Annotated in this window: 18 protein-coding genes and 1 pseudogene; 9 read left to right on the forward strand and 10 right to left on the reverse strand. The window is 51.2% G+C overall.

Annotation, left to right across the window (positions count from 1 at the left end; genetic code table 11):
- The first annotated feature begins 202 nt into the window (after positions 1–202).
- The gene (locus J1784_RS02225; RefSeq protein WP_217147861.1) at positions 203–598 is read left to right on the forward strand and encodes a VOC family protein; all 396 of its coding nucleotides are present in this window, start codon (positions 203–205) and stop codon (positions 596–598) included.
- Between the two features lie 65 nt (positions 599–663).
- Here J1784_RS02225 and J1784_RS02230 read toward each other — a convergent pair.
- Together J1784_RS02230 and J1784_RS02235 are read right to left on the reverse strand one after the other, a co-directional pair.
- Positions 664–852 (reverse strand): annotated as a pseudogene (locus tag J1784_RS02230) (GNAT family N-acetyltransferase); the annotation flags it as partial.
- A gap of 234 nt (positions 853–1086) precedes the next feature.
- Positions 1087–1989, reverse strand: a complete 903-nt coding sequence (locus J1784_RS02235; RefSeq protein ID WP_217147834.1) for a LysR family transcriptional regulator — start codon at positions 1987–1989, stop codon at positions 1087–1089.
- Positions 1990–2142: 153 nt separating this feature from the next.
- Here J1784_RS02235 and J1784_RS02240 point away from each other — a divergent pair, with 153 nt between their 5' ends.
- Both J1784_RS02240 and J1784_RS02245 read left to right on the forward strand, forming a co-directional pair.
- Positions 2143–2892, forward strand: coding sequence for an SDR family NAD(P)-dependent oxidoreductase (locus J1784_RS02240; protein WP_217147835.1), 750 nt, complete (start codon positions 2143–2145; stop codon positions 2890–2892).
- Positions 2893–3044: 152 nt separating this feature from the next.
- The gene (locus J1784_RS02245; protein WP_217147836.1) at positions 3045–3527 is read left to right on the forward strand and encodes a glutathione peroxidase; all 483 of its coding nucleotides are present in this window, start codon (positions 3045–3047) and stop codon (positions 3525–3527) included.
- Positions 3528–3661: 134 nt separating this feature from the next.
- Here the strand turns inward: J1784_RS02245 and J1784_RS02250 are convergent, their stop codons facing one another.
- Entirely contained in the window at positions 3662–5173 is a 1512-nt protein-coding gene (locus J1784_RS02250) for an anion permease (protein WP_217147837.1), read from the reverse strand.
- Positions 5174–5799: 626 nt separating this feature from the next.
- On the opposite strand from J1784_RS02250, the gene J1784_RS02255 reads away from it, so the two are divergent.
- Together J1784_RS02255 and J1784_RS02260 are read left to right on the forward strand one after the other, a co-directional pair.
- The gene (locus J1784_RS02255) at positions 5800–8577 is read left to right on the forward strand and encodes a flavocytochrome c (protein WP_217147838.1); all 2778 of its coding nucleotides are present in this window, start codon (positions 5800–5802) and stop codon (positions 8575–8577) included.
- A 275-nt stretch (positions 8578–8852) separates the two neighbouring features.
- Positions 8853–9350: a hypothetical protein gene (locus J1784_RS02260; RefSeq protein WP_238485351.1), complete on the forward strand. Its 498-nt coding sequence runs from the start codon at positions 8853–8855 to the stop codon at positions 9348–9350.
- Between the two features lie 25 nt (positions 9351–9375).
- On the opposite strand, the gene J1784_RS02265 is transcribed toward J1784_RS02260, so the two are convergent.
- Positions 9376–10263, reverse strand: coding sequence for a LysR family transcriptional regulator (locus J1784_RS02265; protein ID WP_217147839.1), 888 nt, complete (start codon positions 10261–10263; stop codon positions 9376–9378).
- A 105-nt stretch (positions 10264–10368) separates the two neighbouring features.
- On the opposite strand from J1784_RS02265, the gene J1784_RS02270 reads away from it, so the two are divergent.
- The 4 genes from J1784_RS02270 to J1784_RS02285 all read left to right on the forward strand — a co-directional run bounded on the left by J1784_RS02270 (position 10369) and on the right by J1784_RS02285 (position 12748).
- Positions 10369–11001 (forward strand): NADPH-dependent F420 reductase, encoded by a 633-nt coding sequence (locus J1784_RS02270; protein ID WP_217147840.1) that lies wholly within the window; start codon positions 10369–10371, stop codon positions 10999–11001.
- A gap of 251 nt (positions 11002–11252) precedes the next feature.
- Entirely contained in the window at positions 11253–11435 is a 183-nt protein-coding gene (gene tssD, locus J1784_RS02275; protein ID WP_217147841.1) for a type VI secretion system tube protein TssD, read from the forward strand.
- 601 nt (positions 11436–12036) lie between these two features.
- Complete coding sequence (locus J1784_RS02280) at positions 12037–12291, forward strand: hypothetical protein (RefSeq protein ID WP_217147842.1); 255 nt, start codon at positions 12037–12039, stop codon at positions 12289–12291.
- Positions 12284–12748: a hypothetical protein gene (locus J1784_RS02285; RefSeq protein ID WP_217147843.1), complete on the forward strand. Its 465-nt coding sequence runs from the start codon at positions 12284–12286 to the stop codon at positions 12746–12748. Before J1784_RS02280 ends, J1784_RS02285 begins: the two co-directional genes overlap by 8 nt.
- Before the next feature lie 52 nt (positions 12749–12800).
- Here the strand turns inward: J1784_RS02285 and J1784_RS02290 are convergent, their stop codons facing one another.
- The 6 genes from J1784_RS02290 to J1784_RS02315 are packed head-to-tail and all read right to left on the reverse strand — an operon-like array spanning position 12801 to position 16914.
- Entirely contained in the window at positions 12801–13478 is a 678-nt protein-coding gene (locus J1784_RS02290; RefSeq protein ID WP_217147844.1) for a DUF1989 domain-containing protein, read from the reverse strand.
- A 13-nt stretch (positions 13479–13491) separates the two neighbouring features.
- A complete protein-coding gene (locus tag J1784_RS02295) occupies positions 13492–14157 on the reverse strand; it encodes an amino acid ABC transporter permease (RefSeq protein ID WP_217147845.1) in 666 nt (221 codons plus the stop codon).
- A complete protein-coding gene (locus J1784_RS02300) occupies positions 14157–14810 on the reverse strand; it encodes an amino acid ABC transporter permease (RefSeq protein WP_217147846.1) in 654 nt (217 codons plus the stop codon). Before J1784_RS02300 ends, J1784_RS02295 begins: the two co-directional genes overlap by 1 nt.
- Positions 14811–14813: 3 nt before the next feature.
- Positions 14814–15461 carry an urea carboxylase-associated family protein gene (locus J1784_RS02305; protein WP_217147847.1) on the reverse strand — a complete coding sequence of 216 codons (648 nt, stop codon included), beginning with the start codon at positions 15459–15461 and terminating at the stop codon, positions 14814–14816.
- Positions 15445–16074, reverse strand: a complete 630-nt coding sequence (locus J1784_RS02310; protein ID WP_217147848.1) for a DUF1989 domain-containing protein — start codon at positions 16072–16074, stop codon at positions 15445–15447. Before J1784_RS02310 ends, J1784_RS02305 begins: the two co-directional genes overlap by 17 nt.
- A gap of 3 nt (positions 16075–16077) precedes the next feature.
- Entirely contained in the window at positions 16078–16914 is an 837-nt protein-coding gene (locus J1784_RS02315; RefSeq protein WP_217147849.1) for a transporter substrate-binding domain-containing protein, read from the reverse strand.
- Positions 16915–17092: the final 178 nt, after the last annotated feature.

Here is a 17092-nt window from a genome sequence, read left to right on the forward strand (position 1 = left end):
ACCTTGCTTATACCTGTCCCAGATAATCGCTTTCTGTTCTGGCGTGTAGTAAATGCGCGTTCTTCGTTTCATGGCAACGTCCCCCTTGTTTAAGGATAGCGTTGCGTCGACCCGTTGAACTCACAGCCAGTAGCGGGCATTCATAGCGAATGATATGGTGATTTCGAGTGAATGGCAGATCCCAAAACGAATGGAGTTGATTTTGAGAACGCAGAAAAGAGGTATGGGGTATGTGGCTATCGTTGTCGATGATTATGACCGAGCGATTGAATATTACACAAGCAAGCTCGGGTTTACGCTTGTTGAAGACACGCCTCAACCTGGCAAGCGCTGGGTGGTTGTGACGCCTAACCCGGAAAGCGGCTGTAATCTTCTTCTGGCCCGCGCCTCAAACGATATGCAAAAAACCTTCATCGGTAATCAGTGTGGCGGGCGGGTGTTTCTTTTCCTTCATACTGACGATTTTTGGCGCGATTACGACGCTATGAAGGTCGCAGGCGTTCATTTTTGCGAGGAGCCACGTGAGGAAGAGTACGGGACGGTGGTTGTATTTGAGGATCTCTACGGAAATCGCTGGGACTTGTACCAGAACAACTAATTTCCAAAGCGCCGCAGGGCGCTTTTTAGCTTCAGTTAGCTATCCATGATTTAGAGTAAATACGCTCACATTGATTGTCTGAGCCATTCACTCTGTGTGAGAGAAAAAAACAGGCTTGGTGGCGCCTCTTTCACATCATGGATCTCTTTTACGTATTGCAACCCGGCTTTTTGAAGGACTTTCTGCGGTGCCATGTGGTTTCCTCTAACTGCGGCAGATATCTCAGTCAGTTTTAACTCACCAAATCCATACTTCTTCAGTTTGCGGTGCAACCAGACTTGATCCGCAACCGTTCTCAACTTTTATCAAAAGCTCACTGCGGGATATCCCCAGTCTGTTTGACATGGTTCGCGCAGCTTCTGGCATGAGATGCTCTGTGTGCCAGTGGTCTTGTGGCATCCAAAACTCTTGCTCTCGATGATGAATGAGACATTGATTCCTCCTGTTGTACCGTCCCCGTCTTAACGTTCGATCAACCTATCAGTTCATCATCCAACTTTTCCCGCAAACCCTTCCAGCAGCCAGTCGATAAACACCCTCAGGCGCTGGGGGACGTGGCGATTTTGCGGGTAAACCACGTGGAACGGGTACACCGCAGGACGCCATTCTTTCAGGATTTCCACCAGCGTGCCTTCGCGCAGCGCGCTGTTTGCTGAATAACTGAATGTCTGGATGATCCCGAGTCCGGCCAGTCCCGCTGCCAAATGTGCATTGCTTTCGTTTACGCCGACACGGTGCGCGACTTTGATTTCTGTTTTTTCGCCATCGCGTTCAAAACGAAAAGGGAAGGCGCGACCGTTTTGTGAGGAGACATAACTCACCAGCCGGTGGCCGTTTTTAAGTTCATCGGGATACGCCGGAGTGCCGAAAGATTTCAGATAAGTCGGGGTCGCGCAAGTGATGAGTGTTGCGTCGCCTATCTTGCGGGCAATCAGCGACGAGCTGTCGAGCGGACCACCGCGGATCACGCAATCCACGTTATCGCTGATGAGATCGACAGGGCGGTCGGAGACGCCCAGATCGAGGCAGATATCCGGATAGCGCGACATGAAGTCCGGCAGCATGGGGATCAGAACATCACGCGCGGTAGAACCGCCGACGTCAACGCGTAACAGTCCGCGTGGTTTGCTGCGCGCCGCGTTGAGCGAGGTATCAATGTCTTCCAGATCCCGCAGAATACGCGCCGTTTTTTCATAATACCCTCGACCTTCCGGTGTGACCGTCACGCGCCTTGTGGTGCGCTGCAACAGACGCACACCGAGATGCGCTTCCAGTTCCTGCACCAGTTTGCTCAGGGTTGCATTGGGCATATCCAGAGAATCCGCCGCTCTGGTAAAATTTCCGGCTTCCACCACGCGGGCAAATGCCCGTATCGCTGTCAGCTGATCCATCCGTTTACTCCGCCAGTCAGTATGTTTTGATTATACACAGCCATGAATAGTCATTTTCATTTTCCACTATTTTTCAATAAACCCTGCAGGACTACAGTAAGTCCATGCCGCAAACGCGGCTCACTGAAACTCCACTGATATTGAGGAAAGCAAATGAGCAGATTACTGAACGGAAAAGTTGCACTGGTTACCGGCGGCACCAGCGGCATTGGTCTGGCGAGTGCAAAAGAACTGGCTGAGCAGGGCGCGCAGGTCTTTATCACCGGCCGCCGTCAGGCGGAACTCGATGCGGCAGTCAGCGAAATCGGCAGCGCTGCGACGGGTATTCGCGCGGATGCCTCAGTGCTGAGCGACCTTGATGCGGTCTATGCGCAAATCGCCAAAAGTGCAGGGCATCTGGATATCTTATTTGCCAACGCCGGCGGCGGCGATATGCAGCCACTGGGCGCAATCACCGAAGAGCATTTCGACCGTATTTTTGGCACCAACGTGCGTGGCGTGCTGTTTACTGTGCAGAAAGCATTACCGTTGCTGCGTGCAGGCGGATCGGTGATCCTGACCGGTTCCACAACCTCCATTCAGGGCACCGAAAGTTTCAGTGTGTACAGCGCGAGTAAAGCCGCGGTGCGTAACTTTGTCCGCTCTTGGGCGCTGGATCTGAAAGGTCGCGGTATTCGGGTGAATGTGGTCAGTCCGGGGCCGGTACGCACGCCGGGTCTTGGCGGGCTGGTGCCTGATGAACACCGTCAGGGATTGTTCGATGCGCTTGCGGCGCAGGTGCCGCTGGGGCGTCTGGGCGAACCGGAAGAAATCGGCAAAGTGGTGGCGTTCCTGGCCTCCGATGCCGCCAGCTTTATCAATGGCACAGAACTGTTTGTGGATGGCGGTATGGCGCAGGTGTGATTCAGTATTGAGATAATAAAACGGCCAGCGGAATTCCACTGGCCGTTTTTGCTTTTCAGAAGCGGATAAGAACATCGATCCGCCGGAGAGTGTTAAAAGCTACACTTCAGTCACCAGATTCGACTCTCCAAATCTGTTCTGAGGATTTTGACATGAACACCTTTCATCAACTGACCGCCATCAGCCTGAGTGGCCAGCTCGTCTCTATGGCCGACTATGCGGGTAAGCTGGTTCTGGTGGTTAATACCGCCAGCCATTGCGGTTTCACGCCACAATACGCGGGCCTTGAAACGCTCTACAAGAAGTTCGCCGCTTCAGGTCTGGTGGTGCTTGGTTTCCCCTGCAACCAGTTCGGTAAACAGGAACCCGGCGATGCAGACGCAATCGCGCAGACCTGCCACATCAACTACGGTGTGAGCTTCCCGATGTTCGGGAAAGTGGAGGTCAACGGCGCCGCAGCGCATCCGGTGTTTCGTTACCTGAAAGAGGAATTACCCGGCGTTCTGGGTGGACGGATCAAGTGGAACTTCACTAAGTTCCTGATCGGACGCGACGGCAAACCGCTTAAGCGTTTTGCACCGTTCACCACCCCGGAGAAAATGGAAACCGTCATTCTTGCTGCACTTGAAGTCTAAGTGTTTCTGCTATTCGAACTGTCCATATTAAGAAAGTTTGCTCATCGCAGGCTTTGGCATGACCTGTTTACCCATAAAAAAACGCGCCTGCGGAGTTATACCCTCAGGCGCGTTGTTTATTGCTCAGCCGGATATCAGAACATCAATACCATCCACGGATAGGCAATTAGCATCATGCCGCCGAGGAAGATAGCGCCGAAGATGGTGCCCAGACGCCAGTAGTCTTTGGTTGGCAGATAGCCGCTGCCGTAGTAAATCGGGCTAGGGCCGGTGCCGTAAGGGGTGATGATCCCCATCACACCCAGCGAGGTCACCATCATCAGGCAGTAAACCGGCATATTAATGCCCGGAATAGCCGCAGCAATGGTCAGCATCGCCGGTAGCAGCGCGGTAGTGTGCGCCGTGGTACTGGCGAACAAATAGTGCAGCAGGAAGAATGCAATCAGCAGCATGACGGCGGCGACCTGCGGGTCGAAGCCATTGAGTAACTGACCACCTTCTTTACCCAGCCAGGCGATAAATCCGACTCGGGCCAGACCATCCGCCAGAGCCACCAGCGTCGCAAACCACGCGAAGGTGTTCCAGGCCGGTTTGTTGCTGGTGATATCGTTCCAGTTCAGCACGCCGGTCCACAGCATCAGCACCACGACCAGCAGGGCAGCCATTGCCGGTTCAATCCAGGCAGCGGCAAAAATCCACATCAGCAGTGCAGAGCACACGAAGATCAGCAGCAGGATTTCGTTGCGCGACAGCTTGCCCAGTTTATCGAGTTCGCTTTTCGCCCAGCGCGGCACCTCGTCATTGATCTTCACTTCCGGCGGATAGAACCAGTAGGCCAGCAGCGGCATGGTCAGGATCAGCAGCACGCCGAGCGGCAGAAACGCCAGGAACCACATGCCCCAGGAAATCGTAAAGCCGGTGATGCTTTTGACTAATGCCAGCGCCAGCAGGTTCGGCGCGAGTGCAGACAGGAACATCGAACTGGTAATACAGGCTGCGGTGATCGCGACCCACATCAGATACGAACCGATCTTACGCGCGCTCGGGTCATTCGGCTTGGAGCCGTACAACGGCGGCAGGTTGGCGATGATCGGATAAATCGTCCCGCCGCTGCGCGCAGTGTTGGACGGAGTAAATGGTGCGAGCAACAGATCAGCGAAGGTAATCGCGTAACCCAGCGTCAGGCTGCGGCGACCGAGGTATTTCACCAGGATCAGTGCCAGACGACGGCCAAACTGTGTTTTGTCATAACCGGCGGCGAACATAAATGCGCCGAAAATCAGCCAGACGGTCGAGTTACCAAATCCGCTCACCGCCCATTTGAAGGCTTCAGTCGGCATTTTAAATTTAGGGTTGGCGATTTCTTCCGGGCTGAACAGCAGCCACTGACTGAAGAGGGCGATCACTACCACGCCGGTCAGGCCAATCACCGCGCCCGGCAGCGGTTCGAAAATCAATCCGACAATCACCCCGACGAAAATAGCGAAGAAGTGCCATGCATAAGGCTCAAGGCCTGCGGGTACTGGCGTCAGCAATAACAGCACGGCCACCAGCACCGGCAGAAAGAGCATGATCAGATGCTTTTTTTGCCCCTTTTGTGGCGGTACCGCCACGTTGGGATCATTCAAACTGGATGTGGGTTTCATAAATTTTCTGCCCGTAATTGAGAGTGAGCCTTGCGCCCCGGTTGGTTACGATTGTTTTCTGTTCCTGAAAACCATTAATTATTCTTTAACGAAAATGTGTTAAGCGGTACGTAATGAAGATGGATCCTGTGTGACGAAATTAAGTCGTTACTATTATTCTTAGGGTAACTGAGGTGATGAGTTCACTTATATTCCGTTATATTTCATTACAGAAAGTGTGGTTATTTTTCCCGACTATTTTTTTCAAATACAGCTGCTTATGTGAATGTAGAGTAAATCTACGTAAACGCCAACTTCCGAGGTCAACTTGCTGATTTTGCAGGCGAGATTTTTTATGTTAATCTAAAGTTGATTTTTGTCAACTCATCATTAACACTTGAGGATGGTATGGATTTCCATGCCCGATAAATAAACAACTCCTGCTTTCAGAACGTTTATAGCGCCTATTTCATCGCGTAATGCTAATAAATGAACCACCAGATTTCTATTAATTCGTCACCTGCTGCGCAATGCTTAATTAAACCTGGTTCTTCTCCCCCTTAGTAAAGGTATTGAAGAAGGTAAAGAAGGGTAAGTAATGCGGCCACAGAAAAATCCAAGACCTGTAAATTTCGGAGTTGATCACAATGAATAAGCTGACCCCGGTACTTAATCCGCTCACGCTGCCTAACGGTGCGGTATTGAAAAACCGTCTGCTGATGGCACCTATGACTACCTGTACCGGCTTCTACGACGGCACCGTCACCAGTGAGCTGGTGGAATATTACCGCGACCGGGCCGGCAGCATCGGCACCATCATCGTTGAATGTTGCTTCATTGACCGTATGGGCCCGGCATTTCCCGGCGCGATTGCCATCGACAGCGACAACAAGATTTCCGGTCTAAAGAAAATTGCAGATGCCATTAAATCCAAAGGCTCGAAAGCGATTTTGCAGATTTATCACGGCGGCAGAATGGTGGAGCCTGAACTGATCGGCGGACGCACGCCGGTTGCGCCAAGTGCCATCGCCGCACCGCGTGAAGGCGCGACTCAGCCAAAAGAGCTGACCGGTGAAGAAGTAGAAACCATGATCACCAAATTTGGTGATGCGGTTAACCGTGCTATTAAAGCCGGATTCGACGGTGTGGAAATCCACGGCGCTAACACCTATCTGATCCAGCAATTCTATTCACCGAACTCCAACCAGCGCACTGACAAGTGGGGCGGCGACCGTGACAAACGCGCCCGTTTCCCGCTGGAAGTCCTGGAAATCACCCATAAGATGGCGGAACGCTTCGCTGATAACTCCTTTATTATCGGCTACCGTTTCTCGCCGGAAGAGCTGGAAGTTCCCGGCATCCGTTTCGACGACACCATGTACCTGCTGGAAAAACTCGCTGCGCGCGGGCTGGACTACGTGCATTTCTCGGTCGGCCAGCTGCTGCGTCCTTCCATTGTTGATACGCAGGATCCGACGCCGCTCATCACTAAATTCCGCGCCATGCGTTCTGAAACGCTGGCCAAAGTGCCGGTTATTGGCGTCGGCGGTGTGATCAACAAAGCCGATGCCGAGAAAGGGCTGGAATACGGCTTTGATCTGATTGCCGTCGGGAAAGCCTGCATCGCCTATCCGGACTGGGCGGATCGCATTATTAATAACGATCACCTCGAATTGTTCATCGACAGCCATAAGCGCGAAGAACTGAATATCCCTGAACCGCTGTGGCGCTTCTCACTGGTTGACGCCATGATCCGCGACACCAGCGTGACTGGCCGTAAATATAAAGCGGGCGTTTATCAGGAGAAAGTTGAGGCCGAAGCACTGAAGCTGAAAATCAGCGTCACGCTCGACACCGACCGTATCACTGACATCGCGCTGGTCAAAGACGACTCGCTGGACGTCGATTTCACCACCACGTTTGAAAGCCTGCGTACCCGTATGCTGGTGGCTAACAGTCCGCACGTCGATGCCATTACCGGCGCGACCACCCAGAGTGAGGCGCTGAAAAAAGCCGTTTCGCGCGCGCTGGCGACATCCAGCAAAGAGCATGTGATTGAAGAAGGCGGTAATCCGCAGGCACCGCAAAACTTCGACGTTGTGGTCATCGGCAGCGGCGGCGCAGGGCTGGCAGCGGCCATTCAGGCGCATGATGAAGGCGCACACGTGGTGATTATCGAAAAAATGCCGACTATCGGCGGTAACACCATTAAAGCTTCCGTCGGAATGAACGCGGCAGAAACGCGTTTCCAGAAACTGAAAGGCATCGAAGACAGCAAGGATCTGTTCTATGACGAAACGCTGAAAGGCGGCAAGTTCAAAAACAACCCGGTTCTGCTGCGTGAGTTTGTTGAGCTGGCACCAGAAGCTGTCGAGTGGCTGGCCGCGAAAGAAATTGAGCTGAACGACATCACTATCACTGGCGGGATGAGCATCGACCGTACGCACCGTCCGGCAGATCGCTCTGCCGTGGGTGGCTTCCTGATAAGCGGTCTGGTGAAAAACATCAACAAGCGCGATATCGAAGTGCTGCTGGAAACGTCCGTGGCCGAAATCCTGTCTGAAAATGGCGTGGTGACCGGCGTGAAAGTCGTGGATGAATATAACGACAGCCGCATTCTGAATGCGAAAAGCGTGATCGTCGCCACCGGTGGTTTCAGTGCCAACCGCGAGATGGTGGTGAAATATCGTCCTGAACTCGATGGTTTTGTAACGACCAACCATCCGGGCGCGACCGGCAGCGGGATCGCCATGCTGCAAAAACTGGGCGCAGACACCGTGGATATGGGCGAAATTCAGATCCACCCGACGGTGGAGCAGACCACGTCTTATCTGATCTCCGAAGCCATTCGTGGCGGCGGCGCGATCCTGGTCAGTCAGGCCGGAAAGCGTTTCTATAACGAGATGGAAACGCGTGACAAAGTGTCAGCGGAAATCATCGCGTTGCCGGAGAAAAGTGCCTGGGTCATCTTCGACGAACAGGTGCGTGCCAATAACAAGGCCGCCGACGAGTATATCGCCAAAGGCTTTGTGATCAGCGCCCCAACGCCGGAAGAGCTGGCGGTGAAACTGAATATGGATCCGCAGACGCTTTCCGAAACCTTGCTACGCTACAATTTGTTTGTGGTGGAGAAAAAGGACGAAGATTTCGGGCGCACCACGGCGCTGCGTCATCCGCTTAATCAGGGGCCGTTCTTTGCCATTCGCATCGCACCGGGCGTGCATCACACCATGGGCGGTGTTACCATCAACCCCGATACCGCCGTGCTTGATGCGCAAAAACAGGTGATCACCGGTGCCTGGGCGGCTGGCGAAGTGGTCGGCGGCATCCACGGCGCGAACCGCATCGGCGGTAACGCCGTCGCTGATATCATCATCTTCGGTATCCTCGCCGGTAAAAATGCGGCGGCGCTGGCAAAGCATTAATCGTCAGAGTGTGAACGCTTTAAAACGATAAAACCCACGTGAGAGCGTGGGTTTTTTTATGGAAACAAATTCGTTGTCATTCCTTTTAAGATTATAGTCTGAGCAAATCAGTTAGCGTAATTCATGGATTTTTAATATTTGTTTACGCCAAAATGTTGCGATATAACCTCAGATGTTTACACGGTGATTAATAAGCTATTATGCTTGGCAACGTCATTTCGTTGACAATTCGGTTAACAGATTGTTGTAATCTGTTTTAATAACTTTGGAAATATATGAGCAAACGCAGCGATATTACCAGCTCCATTTTAGGTACTCAACCTGGTGAGTTAATTATAATGAGAGTGGAGGGTGGTGTGCAAAAATTAATTAAGTGGTTTGGTTACTTTTTTGTAATGTTGTCCGTTGGACTTTTATTATGCATGGTTTTCAATTTTTTCCTATTTGGTTATATCTTTGACGGAAAAAAATATCGTAAATCAAACTGGTTTGATTATTACTACCTGACGCCCGGCATTATTAAAAATGCTCCTCAGATTTCTAATAATGCGCTTTATTATGTGCAAGGTGGTGACGAAAATACCCTTTTAGAGGAAAAGGTAACCTGGTCTCAGGTAAATGACGTACCGCAGGCAGTGAAAATACTAAAACTCTATCTGGTTGAGAGTGGTATCGATGTTGAGGCGCGGTATAAACTTGGAGAACGGTATTTTATTATTCCTTCTGAAAATCAAGTGAGTCTGGTGATAAATACGTGTATGAAAAATTGCTGACACTAAGATCAGCATTTTTATCCTTTTAACCAAATGCCTTCTGCACCGCCTTAATAAAACTGCGGATCTTCACCGTCTGGCGTAAACCCGCCGGTGTCAGAACATGCATCGGTCGCGAAGGTCCTTCGTAGTCGGGTAACACCTGAACCAACCGTCCCGCATCGATCTCTTCTCTCAGAACATCTGACGGACCCAGTGTAACCCCATATCCGCTGACGGCGGCGTGCAACAGCGCTCGCCAGTCATTAGAACGCAGGCGGCCTTCAGGCTGGATTTCATGCATCTTACCGTCTTTGTGAAATTGCCAGCGGCAGGGTGCCTGAGGTGACCATATGCCGTAAACCAGACAAGAATGCGCGGCCAGTTCTGCAGGTGTTTCCGGTACGCCATTTTGCGCGAGATAACCGGGAGAAGCGCAGGCAATCAGCCGGTACGGGCGCAGCGGATAAGCAATCATCTGGCTGTCGCTGAGTTCTCCTATGCGCAGGATCACTTCATAGCCTTCCTCAACCGGATCGACCATCCGGTCACTGAGTGTCAGTTCTACCTGCGTTTCGGGAAACAGCGCCAGATAATGCGTGATGAAAGGCGCAAGAGACGATGTGCCGAACGTCACCGGCGCATTCACGCGCAACGTACCGGAGGGCGTAACTTTCATTTCCAGTGCGATGGCATCCGCAGCTTCGGCCTCAGAGAGCACGATTTTACAGCGCTCATAATAACTGCGCCCGATGTCTGTCAGATGCTGACGACGCGTTGTGCGGTTGATAAGCAACGTCCCCAGCCGGGATTCCAGCCGCGCAATATGCTTTGCCACCATCTGCGGAGAAATGCGCAACGCTTCTGCCGCTGCCGCGAAAGAACCCAGATCGGCGGTTCTGACGAACACATTCATGCTGGTTAAACGATCCATGATTCCCTCTTGTATGTTGTTTGTTTGTGGCAACGATGGTGATTTATCAATACTGAGTGTGGAATTATTCTTACCCCATCGACAGCAAAATGAAAGGTGAGAATCATGAAAATAGGCATTATTGGTGCAGGGTTTGTGGGGAGAGCGGTGGCTAAACTGGCGATCAAAGCCGGCCATCAGGTCATGCTCAGTAATTCACGCGGGCCGCAGACATTGTTCAGCCTCAAGCCTATGATCGGTTGTGAAATCGGTACAGCCACGCAAGCCGCTTCTTTTGGCGATATCGTGGTGATCGCCGTGCCGCTGACGGCTATCGGGCAACTGCCGGTGGCAGAGATTGCCGGTAAACCGGTGATCGATGCTGTAAATTACTATCCAGAGCGCGACGGGCAGGTCGCTGAGCTGGATAACCGGAGCACCACAACCAGTGAATATCTCGCCGGTTTTCTGCCGCAATCGAAAGTCACTAAAGCTTTTAATGCGATTCAGATGACCGATCTCGAAAGCGATGGTCTGCCCTCCGGTGATGCGCAACGTCGCGCTCTGCCGCTGGCAGGTGATGATCCTGAAACGAAAAAGGCAGTCATTGCACTGTATGACGCTTTTGGTTTTGACGCCCTGGATGCAGGCGCACTTTCCGAAGGCTGGCGCTTTGAGCGCGGTATGCCGACTTATTGTGTGCGTATGACAGAAAATGAATTAAAAACGGCGCTTGAAAGGGCTGTAAAACCGGAATAGCCATTACGTAATAAATGAAATCACTAATGTTAACCCTTTAAGAATATTCCCTTAAAGGGTTAATAAGCTCTGTTTTTTCAAACGATTATTAATGTAATTCATTCGTAGAAATAATACGTTGTCGTTATCACTTTAGTGAAGTCACAGAGATATAATTCTTATGAATTATTATTTTAATTGGTATTGATATCTAGTATTTGTTTAAGCCTATTCGCTGAGTTATAAACTCTGGAACTAAAAGGAGTTATATCATGGCTAATTTGATTTATATGACCTTAACCGGTGAAAAACAAGGGCTGATATCGCAGGGTTGCGGAACTTATGACTCTATGGGAAATAAATATCAGGTCTCACATCAGGATCAAATCTTTCTTCTCGCCCTCACATACAGCACCCACCGCGCTCAAACGTTTGTCATCAGCCTGTTTCTTTAGGCGAGTTTTCTAATAAATTCATCTCTAATCGCTTTGCCAAATTACCAAGTAACTATTTTTTTTGAAGACAAAAATTTATTGAACAGAGAGATTTATGTGTCTTTAAGAGGGAAAGTCGAAAAAAATGCTAAAAAAGATATTTCTATGCCTTCTCATTTTTATATTCATCCTCATCTTCCTGTTTCTCCTGACTTCTTTCATATTTCTCAAGACTTTTGACGGAAAGTTCTATACAAAAAACAAATGGACGTATTATTACATTATAACCCCAGGGCTTCTTAAAAGTGCGCCGAGATTATCTGATACTGTCAATTATTATGCCAAAGGTGATGATGACTATGGATATGAAATTAACAGCGTCACGTGGGAGAACGTTGCTGATGTCCCAGCTGCACAAAAAAAATAGAGCAATTTTTCATCGATAAAGGATTCACAGAGCGACATGGTGGTAAAGTTTGGAGCGTTTACTGGTCAAATATTTTCGTCACCCCTGACACCTGTGCCAGTGAACAATACAGCACTGTATGGGGACATAATTCGATCAGCATTGAGCTGATCAGCATTTCAAGAGGCTGCTAGTTATCAATAAAAGGTTTATGTCATGTCCTACGAATTTTTCAGACGCGTAATATTAACGCATTTTGTAATCCCTCTGTTCTTCATATTTTATATTTACTTAATGGCTATCTATACCCCCGATGGTAAAACGTACACGCAATCTAATATTTTTGATTACTATCTATTAACACCTTCTCTGCTGATGAAAGCACCAAAAATTTCGCAAGATAAATTTTTTCTCATGCAAGGAGGTGATAATTATGGTTTTGAGCGCTATCGGGGAGGTTTTTATGATTAAAATAATAGTTAAGTTAATTAAATGGTCAATTCTCGTTCTTGCTCTTTTGTTTTCTGGTTGTGTGTATGTTTTTATTAAAACTGCTGACACCTTTGACGGTAGAGAGTATTCCCGTTCAGATTACGTGCATTACTACTTCATTACGCCGGATTTGTTTATGGAGCCGCCAAACATTCCAGGAAGAATCACGTATTATAGTGAAGGGGATGATAACTATGGCTATTTTCAGCGAAGCATTACCTGGAGTGATGTTGCAGACGTACCTGCTGCTGAAAAAATAATAGAACAATTTTTTATCAGCAAGGGATACACCAAACGTAAAGATGGCCTGGTGTGGCGGTTTGACTGGTCGAATTATATCCCTGACCCGAAAACGTGTGACAACGAACAATACAGTACTGTCTGGGGCTATCATGAAATCAGTATAGAGTTGATCACAGGGACCAGAGGGTGTTAATAAACCCACGCATCCGCGTGGATTTACTCTCTCTCCAACAAATCACCGATCACTAAACCCCTACCGGTACCCACGCCCCCTGTAATTTCACCTGCGGGAAACCAGACGTCAGAATGCGAAGTTCGGCATCGCGCGGGGTGTTGTCGCCCTGACCCTGAATGCTGACGATGTCCTGCGGGCAGGCGGAGAAGGCGACGTAGCAATCCATTTCGGCGCGCAGGATAATGTAATCACCCGGACGCGTGACGACCGGCAGCGTTTTCAGCGTGCGGCCATCCGGTTGTACCTGAATGTTCATGAAGATGTTGAACGAAGCCAGATTACCGTGCGGCAGTTTCACCCCCAGTTCAGCCATGCCTTCAAACAGATTATCGTGGCAGTTGCGGTGCGGTTCTGTGCAGCCGAGCAACTCATAGCGACGGGCATCGCAGGCGGCCATAAAGGTGTCGTGTACGCCCGGTGAGGTATCGGCGACCAGCGTCAGAATCGGATGGCGCTGGCTGGTGATAAAGCTGTCGCCGACCTGCGGATTCAGCCGCTGGTTCCAGACACGTGTCGCTTCCATACTCATATATTCAGTGACATCCGCAGCGTTATACGCCCAGCAATCCACCACTTGTGTACCATGCAGGTTCACCACCTGAACGGCTTCGCCTTTCGCCAGACGCACGGCTTTACCGTGGCGGGCGGTTATTAACTGGATGTCACGATGCTCAAATTCAGCCGACATTTTTTTCTCCTGGTTAATGTTGCATGCCGCGACGATAGCGCGTCATGCGAAATTCAATATGGCGCGCCAGCCAGTCAATCAGACTGTTCAGCACCCAGTAGCAAAGCGCGACCGTGAGATAAATCTCCAGCGGCGCGTAAGTATCAGAAATCGCCTGTTTGGCGGCGTACATAAATTCCTGCACCGAAACAATCGACAGCAGCGCGGAATCTTTAATCAGACCGATCATCAGTCCGACCAGCGGTGAGAGCATCTGCGGCAGCGTTTGTGGTAACACCACGTCGCGCAACTGTTCCGTGCGGCTCAGCCCTAAAACGCGGCAGGCCTCCCACTGGCCGCGCGGTAACATCTCTATTGCTGAGCGAATCACCTGCGCGATGTACGGCGCGTAATACAAGGTCAGCGCCAGAACGCCGACCTGCGGCGAGGTAAAGGTGATGTCGTATTCCGGCAGCACGAAATAAAGCAGATAGATGACAATCAGCAGCGGAAGCGCCAGCGTCAGGCTGGTGTAAACATGCAGTAACCGTTGCCAGAAAGGCGGGGCTCGCATCAGGGCAACTGCCATCAGCGTGCCCCACAACAGCGAGCATATTGCCGCAATCGCGCAGAGTTTAAGCGTGGCAATCATGCCCGCGCCGAGCGACGGTAATGAGGTGAGAATTGCCTGCCAGTCCATTACGTCGTCCTCCGTTTCGCTTGCAGATGACGCACCGCGCTGATGAGCGGCAGGGCGATCAGCAAATAACCTGCGGACACCAGCAACAGCACCTGTGTGGCATCGTAAGTGCGGGCAATCACGATTTGTCCGGCATAGGTCAGTTCGGTCAGCGCCACGACAGATGCCAGCGGCGTGGTTTTGAGCAAAATCGTAAACTCATTGACCAGCATCGGCAGGCTGGCGCGGATCACTTGTGGATTAATCACGTACCACCACGTCAGCCAGCGGTTCAGCCCCAGCGTACGTGCAGCTTCACGCTGTCCGCGTGTGACCAGACTCTGATTAACACGCAGGATTTCCGCGACATATGCGCCGCTGTTCAGGCCAATCGCCAGTACCGCTGCCAGCATCGGCTGACCGCCAAGCCCCAGACGCGGCAGGGTGAAAAACACCACGAAAAGTTGCACGATGGCCGGTGTGCCGCGCATCAGGCTGACATATAAACGTCCGATAGCGCGCCAGAACCAGGCATTACGCAGCTGGATAAAGCAGATGATTTGCCCGCATATCAGGCTCAGCAGCGCCGCGAGTACGGTAAGCGTCAGCGTCATCAGCAGGCCGTGCCCTAATTCGGGAAGTGCTGCAATCACCTGTTCGTCCAGCCCCAACATGCGTTATTCCTCGTCAAATGCTGACAGATTTTCCGCCACAGAAATTCGCAGCGGAGCCGGTCTATCGTTACCTTCAATGCCCGTACAGCAGGCCGAAACGACAAACAGGGTGTCAGCAACCACGCGACAGGTGATGCTGTCCCCCGGCTGCGTGCGGTTGGTTTCCGGCAAAATATCGCCTTCACGCGTCAGCCGGACATGCATAAAAAGATTGATAGGATCCGGCAATTTGGGCACGTTCATGCCCAGCCGTGCCAGTTCCGCGCTGACCGATTCGATACAGCCGTCGCCCTGATAACCGCGCTCTGCAAGCCACGCGGTGGTCGATCCCGGCAGCAACAGGTCATGACGTTTTACGCTGTCTTTACCCAGCACCATCACCGGACGACGGCGGTTATTCACCAGACGCATTCCTGAACCCAGCAGATAGCTGTTACTGAATACGCGGGTATGATGCACCGACAGCCAGACCGCCGGGTCGCTCAGGCTAAAACCAAACAGCGAGGCCACGGCGCCTTCGCCCATTGCCGTGATGCGCAGTAACTGCCCGCGGAGCACGCGGATGGAACCCGTTTCACCTGCTTTGATTTCCACCGGCGCTGCCAGCGGACGAACTTCGTTTTCGGCCCAGGCCTCACGCATCAACAGCATGTGGAACCTCCGCGTGGTAATGGTTGCTGACCTGAATATCAATTGGCGTCACCTGCAAACCGTTGCCGGGAATGATGTCCTGCGGGCAGGACGACACGGCACAAATCAGGTCACACAGTGCTTCAAACACAATGCGGTCACCGGCTTTGCTGTTTGGATCGGTCACTTCCATACGGCCATCGGCAGTGACAGGCCCGTTCTGGAACAAATTGAACGGTTCCGGCAGACAGAAATAGGTCACGCCATGTGCCTTCATGCCTTCGAGCAGGTTATCGACGCAGTTACGGTGGCCTTCTACGCCGAAATCGATACTGAAACGCGTGCGGTCACAGGCCGGAACATTGGCGTCATGAATACCAATAGTGTCAGTGACGATTCGCAGCATCGGACGGTTTTCACTCGACCACAGCGCGTCTCCCGGTTTGAAGAACAGTGAGCGCAGATGCTGACGCGTATGCACCGGCGACAGTTTTTCATTCAGGTCAGCGGCGTTCACGGCCACAAAATCGGCGGCTTGCTGACCTTCGGCATCAATGACGGTAATAAATTGCCCTTTGTTCACGGTAAAGGTTTTGCCATGACCGGCGGGCACCGTCAGCAGGGATTGGCACATAACTTACTCCTGGGGAATGAAATCGCTGGCAGGCACTGTAAAGGTGGTGCCGAGATATTGTTTTTGCAGATGGGTGAGTTCGCCGTCTTTCTGCATCGCCAGAATATGTTCACTGATGGCTTTGTTCAGACTGGTGTCGTCTTTACGGGTAGCCCACGCCATCCACTGAGACGGACCGGCTTCGCCGACCTGAGCCACTTTGTTCGGATATTTTTTAACGATCGGTGCGAGCACGGAAATATCGTCAAATACGAAATCGGCGCGTTTGGTCATCAGCGTGCTGACAGTCTGATCCAGCGTATCGACGCTGATGATGGTGATCGGTTTTTTACCTTCTTTGGTCAGCGTTTCGTTAAAACCTTTCAGCAACTGCTCCGGTACGCTGGCACTTTTCACGGCACCGCTCAGGCCGGACAACTGTTCCGGTGACAGGGTTTTGCCGCTGAATTTTTTAACGTCACCTTCACGCACCAGCACGCCGTTAACGGTTTTGCTGTAAGGCACCGTGAACAGCACCTTTTTGGCGCGTTCGGCAGTGACGTTAAGGGATGAACCTTCAGCATTGAAGGCACCGGAAATCAGGCCCGGCAGAATGCCGCTGAACGCGGTTTTCTGAAATTCCAATTTCACGCCCAGATCTTTGGCGAACGATTGCATGATCGCCACACTGTAACCGGTGATCTCGCCTTTATCGTTAGTGAACTCATAGGGAGGAAAGGTCGGGTCGATACCGACGGTGATTTTGCCGCTGCTTTTGATGTCTGACAGCGTGTCAGCCTGTGCCGTGGCAGCCGCGCCAACAGTGACTAAAGCGGCGATCAGCAATGCTATTTTTTTCATTATGGTGTTTCCCTGGTGTTGGTGAAATGTCACTCATACCAGAGCAGTTTCCATGCCACTTTTTAACTCAGTCGCAATGAGGATTTGATGTGAAACGATTTTTTCTCCACTAATCAATGAGAAACAAACGTTTCTTAAATTGATATTTTAATTTCACTGATTTCATAAGCGGAAAGGG

The organism is Rahnella ecdela (genome assembly GCF_019049625.1).
Classification (GTDB): domain Bacteria; phylum Pseudomonadota; class Gammaproteobacteria; order Enterobacterales; family Enterobacteriaceae; genus Rahnella; species Rahnella ecdela.

Coding starts and splice junctions, on each gene's coding strand:
- J1784_RS02250 (WP_217147837.1), bottom strand. CDS start 5,173: ATGAAACCCACATCCAGTTTGAATGATCCCAACGTGGCGGTACCGCCA.
- J1784_RS02305 (WP_217147847.1), bottom strand. CDS start 15,461: ATGCTGTTGATGCGTGAGGCCTGGGCCGAAAACGAAGTTCGTCCGCTG.
- J1784_RS02245 (WP_217147836.1), top strand. CDS start 3,045: ATGAACACCTTTCATCAACTGACCGCCATCAGCCTGAGTGGCCAGCTC.
- J1784_RS02235 (WP_217147834.1), bottom strand. CDS start 1,989: ATGGATCAGCTGACAGCGATACGGGCATTTGCCCGCGTGGTGGAAGCC.
- J1784_RS02240 (WP_217147835.1), top strand. CDS start 2,143: ATGAGCAGATTACTGAACGGAAAAGTTGCACTGGTTACCGGCGGCACC.
- J1784_RS02300 (WP_217147846.1), bottom strand. CDS start 14,810: ATGTTGGGGCTGGACGAACAGGTGATTGCAGCACTTCCCGAATTAGGG.
- J1784_RS02280 (WP_217147842.1), top strand. CDS start 12,037: ATGTCCTACGAATTTTTCAGACGCGTAATATTAACGCATTTTGTAATC.
- J1784_RS02295 (WP_217147845.1), bottom strand. CDS start 14,157: ATGGACTGGCAGGCAATTCTCACCTCATTACCGTCGCTCGGCGCGGGC.
- J1784_RS02315 (WP_217147849.1), bottom strand. CDS start 16,914: ATGAAAAAAATAGCATTGCTGATCGCCGCTTTAGTCACTGTTGGCGCG.
- J1784_RS02285 (WP_217147843.1), top strand. CDS start 12,284: ATGATTAAAATAATAGTTAAGTTAATTAAATGGTCAATTCTCGTTCTT.
- J1784_RS02260 (WP_238485351.1), top strand. CDS start 8,853: ATGAGCAAACGCAGCGATATTACCAGCTCCATTTTAGGTACTCAACCT.
- J1784_RS02255 (WP_217147838.1), top strand. CDS start 5,800: ATGAATAAGCTGACCCCGGTACTTAATCCGCTCACGCTGCCTAACGGT.
- J1784_RS02310 (WP_217147848.1), bottom strand. CDS start 16,074: ATGTGCCAATCCCTGCTGACGGTGCCCGCCGGTCATGGCAAAACCTTT.
- tssD (WP_217147841.1), top strand. CDS start 11,253: ATGGCTAATTTGATTTATATGACCTTAACCGGTGAAAAACAAGGGCTG.
- J1784_RS02290 (WP_217147844.1), bottom strand. CDS start 13,478: ATGTCGGCTGAATTTGAGCATCGTGACATCCAGTTAATAACCGCCCGC.
- J1784_RS02270 (WP_217147840.1), top strand. CDS start 10,369: ATGAAAATAGGCATTATTGGTGCAGGGTTTGTGGGGAGAGCGGTGGCT.
- J1784_RS02265 (WP_217147839.1), bottom strand. CDS start 10,263: ATGGATCGTTTAACCAGCATGAATGTGTTCGTCAGAACCGCCGATCTG.